Annotated in this window: 14 protein-coding genes; 11 read left to right on the plus strand and 3 right to left on the minus strand. The window is 32.0% G+C overall.

All coding sequences use genetic code 11. The annotated features are described in order from the left end of the window. The first annotated feature begins 22 nt into the window (after positions 1-22). Positions 23-904 (plus strand): AraC family transcriptional regulator, encoded by an 882-nt coding sequence (locus LG295_RS02285; protein ID WP_318832613.1) that lies wholly within the window; start codon positions 23-25, stop codon positions 902-904. 174 nt (positions 905-1,078) lie between these two features. Here the strand turns inward: LG295_RS02285 and LG295_RS02290 are convergent, their stop codons facing one another. Both LG295_RS02290 and LG295_RS02295 read right to left on the minus strand, forming a co-directional pair. Further along, positions 1,079-2,236 carry an ArgE/DapE family deacylase gene (locus tag LG295_RS02290; protein ID WP_404476279.1) on the minus strand — a complete coding sequence of 386 codons (1,158 nt, stop codon included), beginning with the start codon at positions 2,234-2,236 and terminating at the stop codon, positions 1,079-1,081. A gap of 184 nt (positions 2,237-2,420) precedes the next feature. Then, complete coding sequence (locus tag LG295_RS02295; protein WP_107557678.1) at positions 2,421-2,735, minus strand: hypothetical protein; 315 nt, start codon at positions 2,733-2,735, stop codon at positions 2,421-2,423. Positions 2,736-3,153: 418 nt separating this feature from the next. On the opposite strand from LG295_RS02295, the gene pgsB reads away from it, so the two are divergent. Genes pgsB through LG295_RS02320 form a run of 5 tightly spaced genes read left to right on the plus strand, consistent with a single transcriptional unit; the run spans position 3,154 to position 7,593 of the window. Further along, entirely contained in the window at positions 3,154-4,311 is a 1,158-nt protein-coding gene (gene pgsB / locus LG295_RS02300; RefSeq protein ID WP_318832615.1) for a poly-gamma-glutamate synthase PgsB, read from the plus strand. Position 4,312: 1 nt separating this feature from the next. After that, entirely contained in the window at positions 4,313-4,765 is a 453-nt protein-coding gene (gene pgsC / locus LG295_RS02305; RefSeq protein ID WP_107531013.1) for a poly-gamma-glutamate biosynthesis protein PgsC, read from the plus strand. A 14-nt stretch (positions 4,766-4,779) separates the two neighbouring features. Further along, positions 4,780-5,850 carry a CapA family protein gene (locus LG295_RS02310; RefSeq protein WP_107531014.1) on the plus strand — a complete coding sequence of 357 codons (1,071 nt, stop codon included), beginning with the start codon at positions 4,780-4,782 and terminating at the stop codon, positions 5,848-5,850. After that, a complete protein-coding gene (locus LG295_RS02315; RefSeq protein WP_318832617.1) occupies positions 5,840-5,998 on the plus strand; it encodes a hypothetical protein in 159 nt (52 codons plus the stop codon). The genes LG295_RS02310 and LG295_RS02315 overlap by 11 nt, the downstream gene beginning before the upstream one ends. A gap of 2 nt (positions 5,999-6,000) precedes the next feature. Next, positions 6,001-7,593 carry a gamma-glutamyltransferase gene (locus tag LG295_RS02320; protein ID WP_318832618.1) on the plus strand — a complete coding sequence of 531 codons (1,593 nt, stop codon included), beginning with the start codon at positions 6,001-6,003 and terminating at the stop codon, positions 7,591-7,593. 113 nt (positions 7,594-7,706) lie between these two features. On the opposite strand, the gene LG295_RS02325 is transcribed toward LG295_RS02320, so the two are convergent. After that, entirely contained in the window at positions 7,707-9,044 is a 1,338-nt protein-coding gene (locus LG295_RS02325; protein ID WP_107531016.1) for an aspartate aminotransferase family protein, read from the minus strand. 525 nt (positions 9,045-9,569) lie between these two features. Here LG295_RS02325 and LG295_RS02330 point away from each other — a divergent pair. The 5 genes from LG295_RS02330 (at position 9,570) to LG295_RS02350 (ending at position 16,017) form a co-directional block, all read left to right on the plus strand. Beyond that, positions 9,570-10,286, plus strand: a complete 717-nt coding sequence (locus LG295_RS02330) for a D-ribitol-5-phosphate cytidylyltransferase (protein WP_107531017.1) — start codon at positions 9,570-9,572, stop codon at positions 10,284-10,286. Then, positions 10,279-11,307, plus strand: a complete 1,029-nt coding sequence (locus LG295_RS02335; RefSeq protein ID WP_107531018.1) for an alcohol dehydrogenase catalytic domain-containing protein — start codon at positions 10,279-10,281, stop codon at positions 11,305-11,307. Before LG295_RS02330 ends, LG295_RS02335 begins: the two co-directional genes overlap by 8 nt. Before the next feature lie 74 nt (positions 11,308-11,381). Further along, the gene (tarL, locus tag LG295_RS02340; protein ID WP_107531019.1) at positions 11,382-13,070 is read left to right on the plus strand and encodes a teichoic acid ribitol-phosphate polymerase TarL; all 1,689 of its coding nucleotides are present in this window, start codon (positions 11,382-11,384) and stop codon (positions 13,068-13,070) included. Between the two features lie 146 nt (positions 13,071-13,216). Then, positions 13,217-14,941, plus strand: coding sequence for a glycosyltransferase (locus LG295_RS02345; RefSeq protein ID WP_318832619.1), 1,725 nt, complete (start codon positions 13,217-13,219; stop codon positions 14,939-14,941). A gap of 491 nt (positions 14,942-15,432) precedes the next feature. Next, positions 15,433-16,017, plus strand: a complete 585-nt coding sequence (locus tag LG295_RS02350; RefSeq protein ID WP_107557675.1) for an MptD family putative ECF transporter S component — start codon at positions 15,433-15,435, stop codon at positions 16,015-16,017.

The raw sequence follows: 16,017 nt of genomic DNA on the forward strand, positions 1-16,017 counted from the left end.
CAATATATTGAGGTGGTATTACATGGAAAATAAAATGGTCATAGGAAATAATAAAGAAGAATATATACAATATCCAGACTATCAATGGAAGCATGTTATTCTACGTACTACTTTAAACCAAACACTATTAGGTCATATACCTTTACATTGGCATCATGCTTTACAATTCGTCTATGTAATTAACGGCACAATAAAAATAAATATTGCTGAGAATACTGTCATATTAAAAGAAAGAGACGGTATATTTATAAATGCTAATATTGTGCATGAGATTCACGATATTGTTGAAGGTAGTACGTTTTATTGCTGGAATATTGAGCAACCTAGCATTACAAATTTTATTGAATATAAATATGTAAATTATATTATTGAGTTATCAAAGCAAGTGCCATATATTTATTTATCATTTGACCATAAGCAACAACGAGCACTTTTAGAAATAATTGAATATACCGGTATGATTTATGAAAAGCATGAATACTTGTATCAGCTTGAAATCACAATACAATTTTATAGCGCTATTAAATGGTTGCTACACCACGTGTCAGGCTATATAGATGATTTAACTTACAATTTTGATAGTCGCGTGAAACAAATAATTGAATATATACACGAGTATTACTCAAACAAAATAACGTTACAACAACTCAGTGGCGTTATTCACATGAGTGAAGCGGAAACGATAAAGTTATTTAAAAGGGCAACTAAACAAACGCCATTTGAATATTTGCAAAAAATAAGACTAGAGGCTAGCATCTACCAGTTAAATAATAAAGCAAAATATACAATTACAGATATTGCTATGCAATGTGGGTTCTCTACCACGAGTTATTTTATAAAATTATTTAAGGATACATATGGTATGACTCCGAAACAATATCAAAAGTTACAATTGCAGTCATAGGATAAAGCAACGTAAACAAGGGTGAGATAGAATTCAATAGTTGAATTCTATCTCACCCTTGATGTCCTTACTAAAGTTAATTAACGACTATATAAATAGTCATTTCAGCTCACAATTAGAGTAATTATTTTTTATATTAAAAGGTTCTATCGTGACCACTAGTACAATTAATCTTTATTTTAGATTTTTTAAGTAAGTAGGGAAAAATTCTGTGTATAAATCAATGAATTTGAAGTAACTTTCTTTCTCAACATATTCATCTACTTGATGTGCCTGACTTACTAAGCCAGGACCGTACATAATAAATGAAAAATCCTCATCTTTATCCACTAATAAGTCAGAAGCATCTGTAACTCCTGGCGATGCTTCGTAAGGTAAATCTGTATTTAAATATTTTAAACCTAAATCGTGAGCTAGTGTTGCTAGTCTATTTTTACCGGTAGTATAAACAGGAGGTCTAGACATATACGTATCAATTTCTATGTCTGTATGATCGGTTTCAACTTGTTTTAAAATTTCGTCGAAATAAGTTATGAATTGGTCATTGTCATGTTCTGGAATAGTGCGAATGTTAAACTCAGATTCAGCATGTTCTGGTATAGAGTTTACTTGATTGCCACCATTGAAAATTGTAGCGTTCATGATTGGATTACCTAATAAATCATTATTTTTATCAAATTTTGTGAACCCTTCATCTGCTTTATATACAAATTTAACTAAAGGTGAGATGGCATTAAAACCTAATTGTGGCATAGAGCTGTGGGCAGCCTTTCCTCTTGAAATCACGCGAATGTCCATAGAACCCTTATGTGCATAGATGATTCTATCCTGCGAAGGCTCTGCAATAACTAGTGCCTCTACATCTTTCATGTAACCTTCTTGTTGGAAAGTTTTAGCCCCTTCACCAACAATTTCTTCTCCTGCAGTGGCTAATAGTCTAATCCGACCATATTCTAATAAGTTTTGGTCATGGATATCAATCATACTTATTACTAAAGCCGCTAATCCAGATTTCATATCGGCTGATCCACGACCATATAGTTTGCCATCTACTTCAGTCAAATTAAATGGATCAAATGTCCATTTATTAATATCGCCTTCAGATACGACATCCATATGACCAGAAATACCTAAAACAGGCCCTTCGTTTCCAATCTCAGCAACTAAGTTGGCTCTCGTATCACTGATTTTAATTATTTTTGATGCAATGCCGTGTTGTGATAATAAATCTTTTAAGTATTCACAAACTTGGATTTCATGGTCATTTACGGATTGGATTGTCACTAAATCTTCCAAAATTTGAACCTTTTCACTATCTGTAAATTTACTCATAATTAAAAACCCCTTTTCAATAAATATAAAATTCAGACAATTTAATTATAGCTAATAAAATTGAAGAATTGTAACTAAAAGGGTTGAATTTAATGTAAAGAAAGTTTGGATGACAATGTTTTGTAACATATATTAATAAAGTGATAGAGCTTATTAAATATAAAAAATCATACATGATTTTTTATCAACTTTGTTCTAAAGTCCATGTATGATGCTCATTATCTTTCAATGAAGATACATTATTTAATTTGTAATCGTTACTAGATTGTGAACCTTGAGGTATATCACTAGATTCAGTAGTTTTTAACTCAGAAGATTGGGAACTGTTGTTGATATAGTCTACGTTTTCAATATTTTTAGTGTTATCAGAATCTAATACAGCGTCTCTCATATTATTACCTTGAAAACTTCCTACCAAAAGCATAATCAGATAAGCGCAACAAATAATTGCTACAACAGCAAGATATATTGAAACCACCAATTTGACTGATTTACTCATAAACTACCTCCTAAAATTTGTATCAGTTGTCCCTTACACATATAAGATAACATGTAAATTTTAATGCTATGTAAAATTGAGGTAAATAATATATTTATTTATTTGCATTATAAATTCTCGGCTAAATAAAAATTATTAAAATTCTTCTTATAAAAATAAAACATCTGCAAAAATCAACGAATTCCTTTCATATAAGGATTTATAAGCGCATTAAATTTTTTTACAGATGAATTGTAAACTCAGATTTACAAATTATTAATAGATAATTCAAACTATTTAAACTAAATCAATAACTGCATGATAGCATGTCATTATCCAAAGATAGCAGTAGATTAGACAGGTCATTTAATATTATTAGAAATTCTACGCTATTTTGAATACATAAAATTAAATAGGTTGTTGAAAAGAGGGATAAAATTTGCTACTAATCATAATTTGTATCGGGGCTATTCTTTGGTTAGGTATTGTTGAAAAGAAAAGACATTCTAACAGATTAGAAAAGATTCCTATACGTATCAATATAAATGGTATTAGAGGTAAATCTACTATAACTAGATTGATTTACAGTACTTTACGTGAAGATAACTATCGCGTTATTGGAAAAACAACAGGTACAGATGCGCGTATGATGTATTGGTTTACTCCTAGAGAATATCCAGTTTATAGAAAACCACAAGGCGCTAATATTGGAGAACAACGCGATATTATCAGGAAAGTTGTTAAACAAAAAGCCAATGCTTTAGTTAATGAATGTATGGCTGTGAATCCCGATTATCAAATTACGTTCCAAAAAGATCTTGTTAAAGCCAATATAGGCGTCATCGTTAACGTCATGGAAGATCATATGGATGTTCTTGGGCCAACGTTAGATGAAGTGGCGGAAGCTTTTACAGCAACTATTCCTTATAGAGGACATCTTGTTGTTATGAAAGATGATTATACAGACTTTTTTGCTAAGGTGGCAAAAAGGCGTAAGACTAAGCTTATCGTTGTAGATAAGGAGGAAGTGCCAGAATCGTATTTAAGGAAATTTGGTTATATTGTGTTCCCTGATAATGTAGCCATTGCAATGGGTGTTGCAGAAGCACTTGGTATTGATAGAGAAATCGCATTAAAAGGTATGCTGAATGCACCACCAGATGTTGGAGCCGTTGAAGTTAAATACTTTGATGCTAATCAGTCAACTAATGTTTATGTCAATGCATTCGCTGCTAATGAACCGAAATCAACTAAGGCAATATTAAATAAGGTAGAAAGCTATAACTACCCATATAAGAAAATTGTTATTATCTTGAATTGCCGTTCTGATAGAGTCGACAGAACAAGGCAGTTTGCTGAGGATTTTATTACTGAAGTTGATTTTGACACATTGATTTGTACTGGTAAAAGTACGCAAATGGTTACTGAAGTAATGAAAGGACAACCTGATAAAAAGTATTTGAATTTTGAAGGTAGAGATATAAAAGAAATAGAGCAAGCGTTATACCAAGAGTCTCAAAATGCATTGATATTTTGTGTGGGTAACATCCATGGACCAGGTAAACAAATAGCGCAGTATATAGAAGGGATCAAATAATATGATAGGTTCAGAATTATATTTTTCATTATTTGTGGGCATTGTATTAAGTTTAATCTTCGCTGAAAAATTTGGTATTAGTCCAGCTGGATTAGTAGTACCTGGATATTTAGCTTTAATTTTTGATCAACCGATTATGCTATTATCTGTACTCATCATTAGCTGTATTACATACTTTATCGTAAATCATGGTATAAGCCGGATTGTTATATTGTATGGTCGAAGGAAATTTGCAGCCATGATCTTGACCGGAATGGTTTTGAAATTTATTTTTGACTTAATATATCCAGTGACACCATTTGAGATGGTCGAAATGTCAGGCATAGGTGTCGTTATACCAGGCATTATAGCAAACACGATTCAAAAGCAAGGTGTCATTATTACTTTATCAACTTGTATGCTTTTAACATGTATCACTTATGTCATTTTATTCTTTTATAGCTTTATCAACTAGTAAGGAGCATATATATGAAGAATTCTAAAAGATTTTCAATAGAAGAACGCATACTCAAGTGGACTAAACGACATAAGAAAAGAAATACAATTTACACTAGCATTATTTTAATTATCGCTATTGTACTTTTAGTATTTGTCATGACATCACAAAAAATTGAACCCGTTAAAGCTATGGATAAAGGTCAAGGTGATATAAGAATGACATATTTAGGAAATGTCGAATTAAATAACCACATCAGGAAGAATAACATTAGCGAAGCTTTTAATGCTATTAAGCCAATTTTAAAAGGGAGTGATTATTCTACGGCAAGTTTACAAGTATCGAAATTCTCAGATGATAGAAAAACAAATATCAATAAAAACTTAGAAAATGTAATGTTTTTAAGAGATTTAAATATAAAAAGCTTAAATCTTATCAACCAAGTTACAGATAATGTAACTGCGAGAGACTTAATGAAATCAGTAGAAGCTCAGTCAGGCTATAATTATTTAACTGGAAACGGCTCCAATGCTATCAATAGTAAAACTGTACAACAAACGGTTAAAAATAAAAAAATAGCTAATGTATCTTTTACTGATGTTGAATCAGACTATACAGATACATTAAAAAATACGACATCAGTTAGTTTAGAGCCAAACATTTATATCCCATTAATCAAAAAACTTAAAGAAAACAATGATTATGTGGTTGTTAACGTTGATTGGGGTATCACAGATGAACGATCAGTTACTACTAGGCAAAGAGAATACGCGCATTCGTTAGCTGATGCAGGTGCTGATGTGATAATTGGTCATAACTCGGTAGTACAAGAAATAGAAAAATACAAAGACACCAGTATCTTTTACAGTTTAGGCAATGTAACATCAGAAGACTTTTTGTCTAAAAACAAACAAGGTTTGGCAGTACAACAAAATTGGAACGGTGACCAGTCTCAATTTACGGTGACGCCAATCAAGTCACAAAGTGGGAAAATCACTAAATCTAACCCAAGTAAAGTAGAAGAAATTAAGTTACTTAATAATATTGAAGGTAAAGATATAAATTTCAAAAAAGAGAATGGAGGTTACGTTTATGAACATTAAAGAACATTGGGTAAGTATAACAGTTGTTTCAGTTATATTGGTTGTTTTACTATTAATTGTTTTCGCGAGAGCGAACGAAGGATTAGATCAATATGAACTAAATGAATTGAAAACTTCTCATCACCAATATCTTTCTAAAGGAGCTTAAGTATGAGTATTTATAATAAAAAAACGCTCATCGTAATATTACTCCTTACAATTATCATATCTTTTGGCTTTTTTATGATAACTAAAAAAGATAATTATAATAAAGATGAATTATATGAGAATAAAATAGCAGATCATGCCCAGGATCTTTCCGACAAAAATTACGGTGTTGCTTCAAACAATCCAATCGCAACACGGGTTGGTGAAAAAATATTGCAAGACGGCGGTAACGCGATAGATGCATCTGTAGGTGTCTCTTATGCACTTGCAATAACAGAGCCTCATTCATCTGGTTTAGGTGGTGGTGGCGCAATGTTAGCTTATGATGGCCAAGAAAATGTTGCACCAAAGCAATGGCAATACAAGGATATCTCATCTTTTGACTTTAAACAAAAAGACAAGATAGGTACACCTGGCTTTGTACGTGGTTTACATGATGCGCATAACGAAGGGGGCAAAATGGAAGAACAAAAAATACTAGATTATGTTATACCTTTAGCTGAGGATGGTTTTGAAGTAGATTCAGAACTGGAACGTAGTTTAAAACTTTATGGTTCAGATATTGAGCGGGATTCCCCATTTTTTGATAGTGGCCAAACGAAAAGAGAAGGTGACGTTGTAAAACAACCAGCTTTAGCTAAAACGATTAAAGGCATTAGAGACCATGGACCGGAATACTTTTATGAGAAAGTAGGTAAAAGTGTTTCTAAGCAAGTAGATGAAGAAGTGAATGAAAAAGATTTTGCAAGTTACAAAACAGAGAAAAAAGAACCGGTAAGTACAGATTACCTAAATAATAAAGTATATTCTGCATCTAATCCTTTAGGTGGAACGTTAATGCTTCAAGGTTTAGAAATTGATGAAGCAACTGGTAACGATACAACTCCTGATAATCGATTAGATTATATTACGGGGATGTTAAAGTCTAGGGCATTGATGTATAGAAATAGAGATATTATTAATGGCCAAGATGAAGACTACGATGAATATTTATCTCAAGATTATATATTAGGAAAACTAAACGAGGTTAATTTTAATAGTAATTTCAATACAAATAATGTGGATAATACGAGTACTACACATTTTGTAGTTATAGATAAAGACGGTAAGTTAACAAGCACTACCAATACTTTAGCAAGTTTCTTTGGTTCCGGTAAATTTATGAAAGAGGGATTCTATATGAATAACTCATTAAACAACTTTTCATCAAATCCGGCAAGCCCGAACTATGGAGGTAAGCATAAAGAGCCAAGATCGTTTACAGCACCAAGTATTGTAGTAGGACCTGATTATTACATGGGTATAGGAACACCAGGTGGTAATAAGATACCGACCACATTGAATGAAGTGTTGGTAGATTATTTAAGAGGTGATGGCACCCTACAAGAATCGATAGATAAGCCCCGTTTTTATAATGATGGGGGAGAAATTTTTTATGAAAATGCTACAAGTAAACAAGATATAGAAATATTCAAAAGTTTAGGTTTTCAGATTGAAGAAAAACGTAACGATCCTAACTTTGGTAGTGTCCAAGCTGCACTTTACAACAAAAATAATAAAACGGTTGAAATTGGACAAGACGTCGGTAATCGATAGTAAATAAAGGGGTAAGGTAGAAATCTTATATAGCATCAACAACAAAAGAAAACGGATAGATATCGGTTTGAGATATCTACCCGTTTTTTTACTAAATGCTTAAGTAAGTTGTATTACCAACCTTGGCCTGCTATATCATAGTTTGCTAATTGGCCTGTTTCAAAGTCTTGAATTGCAGCTTCTAACACATTTAAAGCAGTGTCTAACTGATCATAAGTTATGACTAATGGTGGTTGGAAACGCAGTACATTTCCAGCAACAGCAATGATAACGACACCATTGTCAAAACAACGATTACAAATCTTTAAAGCTGCTTCGGGGTCGCGCACTTTTTTAATTTTATCTGACACAATATCGATACCAATAGAGAGACCTTTACCTCTGATATTTCCGACAGATTTATACTTTTCAGGCCATTGATTTAGACGTTCACGAACGTAATTTCCTTTATCAGTACTAGCCTGTAATAGTTCTTGATCTTCAATCATAGCAATTGTAGCTAATGCAGCTTCACAACTTACTGGATTAGCACCAGTAGTAAATAAATGAGCAGGGGCGTCTAAATAGTCCATGATTTCTGAACGCCCAACAATGGCAGACATTGGTAGACCACCTGCCAATGATTTACCAAATGTAATAAGATCAGGTTCAATATTATAATGCGATACGGAGCTCCAACAACCTGTTCGTCCTAAGCCTTGTTGGATATCGTCCACAGCCAATAATATACCGTGTGTTTGGCATAAGTCTTGTAAGGCTTCGAAGTAACCGTCTACGGGTTCAAGTAAGCCGCCATCCCCTTGGATAGTTTCAATCATGATACAAGCTACTTCGTCGGCTGGTACGTACTTTTCGAACATTTCTTTAAGAGGAGCAAGATATTCTTCAACTGTATTTGGACTTTGATGCTCAAACATACCTCGATAATTATCTGGAAAAGGAATGTGATAGAAACCTGGAAGCATTGGACCGTAATGTTTACGCATATTTAAACTAATTGCAGACATAGAAAGTGATCCATATGTAGATCCATGATAAGCATTGATAAAACTAATAATATAAGGTCTTCCGGTATATGCGCGAGCTAATTTAACAATACCGTCATTTGCATCTGATCCTGAAAGTCCGAAAAGTGCACGTTTCTCATATGAACCTGGTGCAATTTCACATATTTTTTTAGCTAATTTGACTAAAGGCTCGTGATACATGTATGCAGGCGTGTAATGTATGAATTGATCAACTTGTGCTTTGATAGCATCCGTAACCTGTTTAGGTGCATGACCAACATTTTGAGAACTTGCACTAGATAGCAGGTCAATATATGTTTTACCTTCAACGTCTACTAGCGTTGCGCCATAGCCATGTGAGATAGCTAATGGATAATATTTAATTCTTCCTGGCTTAGCAAAGTATTTACTATCTTCGTTAATAAGTTGTTCTGATTTGTTCATAATTGATGCGCCTCCCATAATTTAGCGTAGGATGTGTCGATATGTATAAAGTCAATGTGAGCTATGTATCGTCAGTGTATACACACCCTAAAAATTGTAAAAGTAGTGTTTATATTCATGGTGAAAAGTCACGTTAAGAAATAACTAATAAGTCGAATATACTAAGAAAATTTAGAATTGTAAATATATTCTGAAAAATTAAAGTTGAATAACACCTTTTTAGTGTAAAATAACCATTATATTATATAAAGGTGCGCAATTTTAATTAATTGTAAGTTAAATTTTATAATAATATATATCAAACTAGGTAATATGATGCTATTTAAAATATAAAAACAGTTATAAGTAGAAATTAACGATAAAAATTGGTATATTGTGCTTAAGAAATAATATTTATCTCTATAACATAAAAAGGTTAACCTTTAAAATATTTATCGAATGGTGAAAAGCTAAAAAAGTTAAAAGTTAAAAGTTAAAATTAAAAAATAAATTATAAGATTTAAAGGTATACAGGAGGAAAAATACATGATATATGGTGGTATATTAGCAGGAGGTATCGGTTCTAGAATGGGAAACGTGCCACTGCCAAAACAATTTTTAGATTTAGATGGTAAACCAATATTAGTTCATACGGTTGAAAAATTCTTGCTCACAAATGAATTTGACAAAATATTTATTGCGACACCACAAAAGTGGATTTCGCATACGAAGGATACGTTGCGTAAACATCAAATTAATGATGATAGAATTGAAGTGGTACAAGGTGGTTCAGATCGTAACGAAACGATTATGAATATTATAAATGAAGCTGAAAAATCACAGCCTATTACTGATGAAGATGTAATCGTTACACATGATGCGGTTAGACCATTTTTAACCCATCGAATCATCAAAGAAAATATCGAAAGTGTATTAGCGCATGGCGCTGTCGATACTGTAATACCTGCAACAGACACTATTATCACTTCAAGTGATGGAGAGCAAATACAGTCTATCCCAGTTAGAAGTGAAATGTATCAAGGCCAAACACCACAATCATTTAATGTGAATTTATTGAGAAATAGCTATAATGCGTTATCACTAGAAGAGAAGGAAATAATGACAGATGCCTGTAAGATTCTTGTGGTAGCTAATAAAAAAGTAAAATTAGTGATGGGAGAACTATATAACATTAAAATTACGACGCCTTATGATCTTAAAGTGGCGAATTCCATCATCAAAGGTGGGATGTTGAGTGATTAACCAAGTTTATCAACTGGTAGCACCTAGACAATTTGAAGTAACATATAATAATGAAAATATTAAAAGTGATAAAGTTGTTGTAAGACCATTATATTTATCAATTTGTGCAGCAGATCAAAGATATTATACTGGTAGTAGAAATGAACAAGTACTTAAGAAAAAATTACCGATGTCTTTAGTGCATGAAGGTGTCGGTGAAGTTGTTTATGATAACAAAGGTATATTTAAGACGGGTACAAGAGTTATTATGGTACCCAATACACCTGTTGAGTCAGATGAAGTCATAGCAGAAAATTATTTACCTAGTAGTAAATTTAGATCTAGTGGTTATGATGGTTTTATGCAAGATTATGTTTTTATGGATCATGACCGTGTCGTAGAAATTGACGATAGTATCGAAGATTTAAGTACAATTGCATATTCTGAATTGGTAAGTGTGAGTTGGCATGCGCTTCAAAGGTTTGAACGTAAATCTAATGCTAATAAAAATAGTTTTGGTATTTGGGGAGATGGCAATTTAGGGTATATTACTGCAATTTTATTAAATAAACTATATCCTAATGCAGCAATTTATATCTTTGGAAAAACAGACTATAAATTAAGTCATTTCTCTTTCGCAGATGAAATATACCACATACATGAAGTGCCTGAAGGGGTTACTTTTGATCATGCATTTGAGTGTGTAGGTGGGAAAGGTAGCCAGTCTGCAGTAAACCAAATCATTGATTTGATTTCACCTGAAGGCACAGTTAGTTTATTAGGTGTAAGCGAATATCCTGTTGAAGTTAACACAAGATTAGTGTTAGAGAAAGGCTTAACAATGTTTGGCAGTAGTAGAAGTGGTGCGCAAGACTTTAAAGATATTGCGAAATTCTATAAAGATCATCCAGATGTTGTGGAAAAATTAGCGCTACTCAAAGGTAACGAATTTGATGTTAAAACTATTAATGATGCAGTCAATGCATTTGAAACAGATTTATCCACTTCGTGGGGCAAGACTGTTATTAAATGGACGATGTAAACTTTTAAAAATAAGCAATCAGTCATAATATTTTGAAAGAATATTATGAACAGGATAGAGAGAGGTTTTTTAAATTGAGTAAATCTAAAATAATAATTGATAATATTTATTGGGAACGTATTCAATTATTTATTTCAGGTCATGTTGAGGATATCGAATTGGACAAGAAGCGTTTTGTTCTACGTAATTTAACTGAGACCAAAGAATTGAAAGCAAACGATGTAAAAATTAACGGAAATCAATTCGTAGCACGCTTTAATGTGGCTATATTAGATGACGGAAATTATCTACCTTCAGGTGAATACTTAATTGTTTATAAAGGTGATTTTGATTATATAGCTAATATTAATTCATCATTGTTAGAACCGAATCAATATACGTTGGAGGAAGATGAGTTAGAACAGTATCATGAGATAGCTACTCAAAATGGTAAGAATAATTTTCTATTAGAACATTTTATGTATACATTTAAAAAGGGTGGCAACTCTAATAAAACAGAGTATATTGTGAGACCAATGATATCCAGTGAAGTTAATGAGTTTGTACTAGATATCTTGTTTAAAGCTCCAACACCTAAGTCAAATCCTCTTAAACAAAAGATTGCAGATTTGAAGTTAAAGTATAATCGTTATTCGTATAATGTGCGTAATTTTGTCTTCCAAATGATATTTAATACGACAAAATTTTTCCATTTGAAAAAGGGTAATACGGTACTGTTCACATCTGACTCAAGAGCTGAAATGTCAGGGAACTTTGAATATGTTTATAATGAGATGTTACGCCAAAATTTAGACGACAAATATAAGATACATGCATTGTTTAAATCTAACATTTCGGCACGTCGTAACTTTATCGACAAATTTAAATTCCCGTATTTATTAGGTAAAGCAGATTATATATTTGTGGATGATTTTCACCCATTACTCTACACAGTAAAATTCAGAAAAAGCCAGGAAATCATTCAAGTATGGCATGCGGTTGGTGCTTTCAAAACTGTCGGTTATAGTCGAGCTGGAAAAAAAGGCGGACCATTCTTTAATTCTGTGAATCATAGAAATTATACCAAGGCTTTTGTTTCTTCAGAAACAGATATACCATTTTATGGTGAAGCCTTTGGTATTAAAGAACAAAATATAATTCCGACTGGTGTCCCTAGAACAGATATCTTATTCGATGAGGCGTATGAACAACAAGTTACAGCCGAAATGGAAGCGGCACTACCAATTATTAAAGATAAGAAAGTGATTTTATTTGCGCCTACATTTAGAGGTAATGGGCATCATACGGCACATTATCCATTCTTTAAAATTGATTTTGCTAGATTTGCACGATATTGTCGTGAAAATAATGCAGTAGTTTTATTTAAAATGCATCCATTTGTGAAGAATAGACTAAATATTCCTAGAGCATATGAGCAATACTTTGTGGATGTTTCTGATTTTAGAGAAGTTAATGATATTTTATTTGTTACAGATATTTTAATTAGTGATTATTCATCACTTGTTTATGAATTTGCGGTATTTAAACGACCAATGATTTTTTATGCATTTGACCTTGAGGATTATATTACATCACGTGATTTTTATGAGCCATATGAAACGTTTGTGCCAGGGAAAATTGTAGAGTCATTTAATGATTTAATAACAGCACTAGATAACAAAGACTTTGAAGTAGACAAAGTAGAACCATTCTTAGATAAGCACTTTAAATATCAAGATGGTCGTTCGAGTGAACGTTTAGTAAGAAACGTATTTGGAAGCTAAGAAAAACTGAAAATAAAAATTATGATGAGCTGAAACAATAACTAATAAACTAAAGGTAAGATAGTAGATCTATTCATAGATTATGTATCATTAAACTAACTATGTGTTATTAGTATTTCAGCTCATTTTATAAGGTGGATATATCAATGAAATTTTCAATCATAGTACCAAGTTACAATTCTGAAAAGTATATAGGGGAACTATTGAACAGTTTGCAGAATCAAAAATACGATAAGAAAGATTTTGAAGTGATACTGATAGATGATTGTTCTACAGACAATACTTTGGAAGTAGTAGCGACTTATAAAAACAAAGTGAATTTAACTGTAAAACAACTTGAAGCCAATTCGGGTGGTCCTGGAAAACCTAGGAATACAGCTCTGAACTTAGCTCAAGGGGATTATGTCTTCTTTGTAGATTCAGATGATTACATTCATCAAGATACATTGAAAGATGTATCGAAATTTGTTGAAGGTAACCAGGCTGATGTGGTTCTAGTTAAAATGGAAGGTGTAAATGGTCGTGGTGTTCCTAAATCTATGTTTAAAGAAACCAATGATGATGTCACATTAGCTAATTCACGTATTATCTATACATTAAGTCCCACTAAGTTTTATCGTACGTCATTACTACGTGATAATCATATTGAGTTCCCAGAAGATTTACGTAGTGCAGAGGATCAACTGTTTACAATGAAAGCGTACGTTAATGCAAAGAAAATTGCCGTATTGGCAGATAAACCATATTATTATGCGACTAAGCGAGAGGGGGAACATATGAGCTCGGCATATGTGTCGCCTAAAGATTTTTATAAAGTTATGGGATTAATTACAGAAGAAATTCTGAATAGCCATTTAGACAATAGACATGATATATTAGGATATTTTTTAGATCGCCATTTTTCATTTTCAAGAACAAATAATTTTTCACTTAAAATAGCAGATGATAAAAAAGAAGCTTGGATGGATGCATTAGGAGACTTTATACAAAAAGTACCAACTGAAGTAGATGATATCGTCAGAGATTCGTTGAAACCATTGTTATATTACGCACGCAAAAAAGATATGAAACGTTATCAAATTGTTGAAGAAAGCTTTAATAATGGTCAATTTTATAATTTTAGTGCGGAACAAGGTGTATTGAAAATTCAGTTTGATCGTGAAGAACCATACTTTATATTCAATAAATTAATGAAACCGGATATAAGAATGACACAGTTTAAATTTAATGAACAAGGTTTTGAATTGGAATTAGAATTTTTAAGTTCCATTATCAACCCAAATCATGTAGCTTCTATGATACAACTGAAGTTAGTATCACGTAATAAAAAAGAATTGATTTATATACCTTTAGCTATTAATGATCAAACACGTTTTAAATTTAATGCTTCTATGAAAGACATGATGCCATATTTAATTAAAGAAAAAGTTTGGGATGTATTTTTAGAGATGCGCGTAGATAATATGAGTGTTGAAAAGCGCATTGGCGGTAAACGCTTAAAATATCCATATGGAAAAGAGACGAGTACGATTGCTTCACTGGAGAACAATTATTATCGTTTTACACCGTACTTCACAAAAGATTTTGACAATCTATCATTTTATGTAACTCAAAATAAATTAAACGATATGATTGAAGTTACGATAAAAGATAGTAAAACGATTCAACTTAGTAGTTTAGAATTTAACTATATTTTGTCTGAAGGTTTAACAACTGTATTACTGCCAGATACATTTACGTATGGCTATCTGACTGCTCATGAATCTAAAGAGAAAATGACTTATAATATAGCACTCAGCGATAAGATTAAAGCTAAAAATCTTAAAAAGCATTTCACTTTGGAATCGCCATATTTTAATTTAAGGTATTAACCAGTATATAATAATAAAAAAACTACGATATAACGATAAATACTTGGATTGTAAATGTTTATCGTTATAGTGAGTTACCTTGTGGGTGGGAATACGAAATCAATTTTCAAATTTGGTTTCTGTCCTGCCCTTTAATTTTAATTTGGTAGTGATGATATAGGGTGATAACTATATTATTGTATCCATATAAGTATGATACTTTAGAGACTTCAATAATCTATTGAATAAATTATAAACTATTAGAGTGCTATAAACCGATGTCATTGATAATAATTTTCAATTATAGTATCTTTTAAATAAATGTATTTTTAATAGGAATATAAAGCATAAGTTAAGTTGTATATGAACATCTTAGTTTCATATGCGATACGGCAAATGAGTGAGCTCTTGTATTCTTTTTCTAGTCAAGGCGTGGGATGATAAGAGAGATTATTTAAATATAATTTTCTGAGTCATTCCAATTTTAGTTTTATGTGAAGAGGGAGTTACTGATGAAAAAAGGCAAAATAGATGTTAAAGATTTAATAAATATAGGAATATTTACGGCGATATATTTTATATTTATTGCACCACCAGGTATTTTAGGCATTATACCAATATTTATGCTATTACTTCCTGCTATGATAGGTTTGATTGGTGGTATACCGATTATGTTACTTATTACGAAAACACAAAAATTTGGAGCACTATCGCTTTGTGGTATTGTGGTAAGTTTGATATTGGCAATTATGGGTCATCCTTGGATGGCGTTGATCTTAAGTTTACCTATTATTATAATAGCAGACGCTATGATGGCAATAGGTGATTATAAAAGTTGGAAATTAAATAGTATAGGTTATATTATTTTCTCGTTTTGGCCAATAGGCAATTTATTACCATTTTATTTTATGAGACAGTCATATCTAGCCTTTATACAAGAGAAATACGGTTCAGATTATGAAGCTACGGTAGCTGCATTATTTTCAATAGAGATGATTCCTATTATCATAGTTACAACAATTATTGGCGCGCTGATAGGCGCTTATATTGCTAAAGGCATATTGAAGAAACATTTTAAGCGTGCAGGTATGATTTAG

The sequence above is a fragment of the Staphylococcus pseudoxylosus genome (assembly GCF_044794325.1).
Classification (GTDB): Bacteria; Bacillota; Bacilli; order Staphylococcales; family Staphylococcaceae; genus Staphylococcus; species Staphylococcus pseudoxylosus.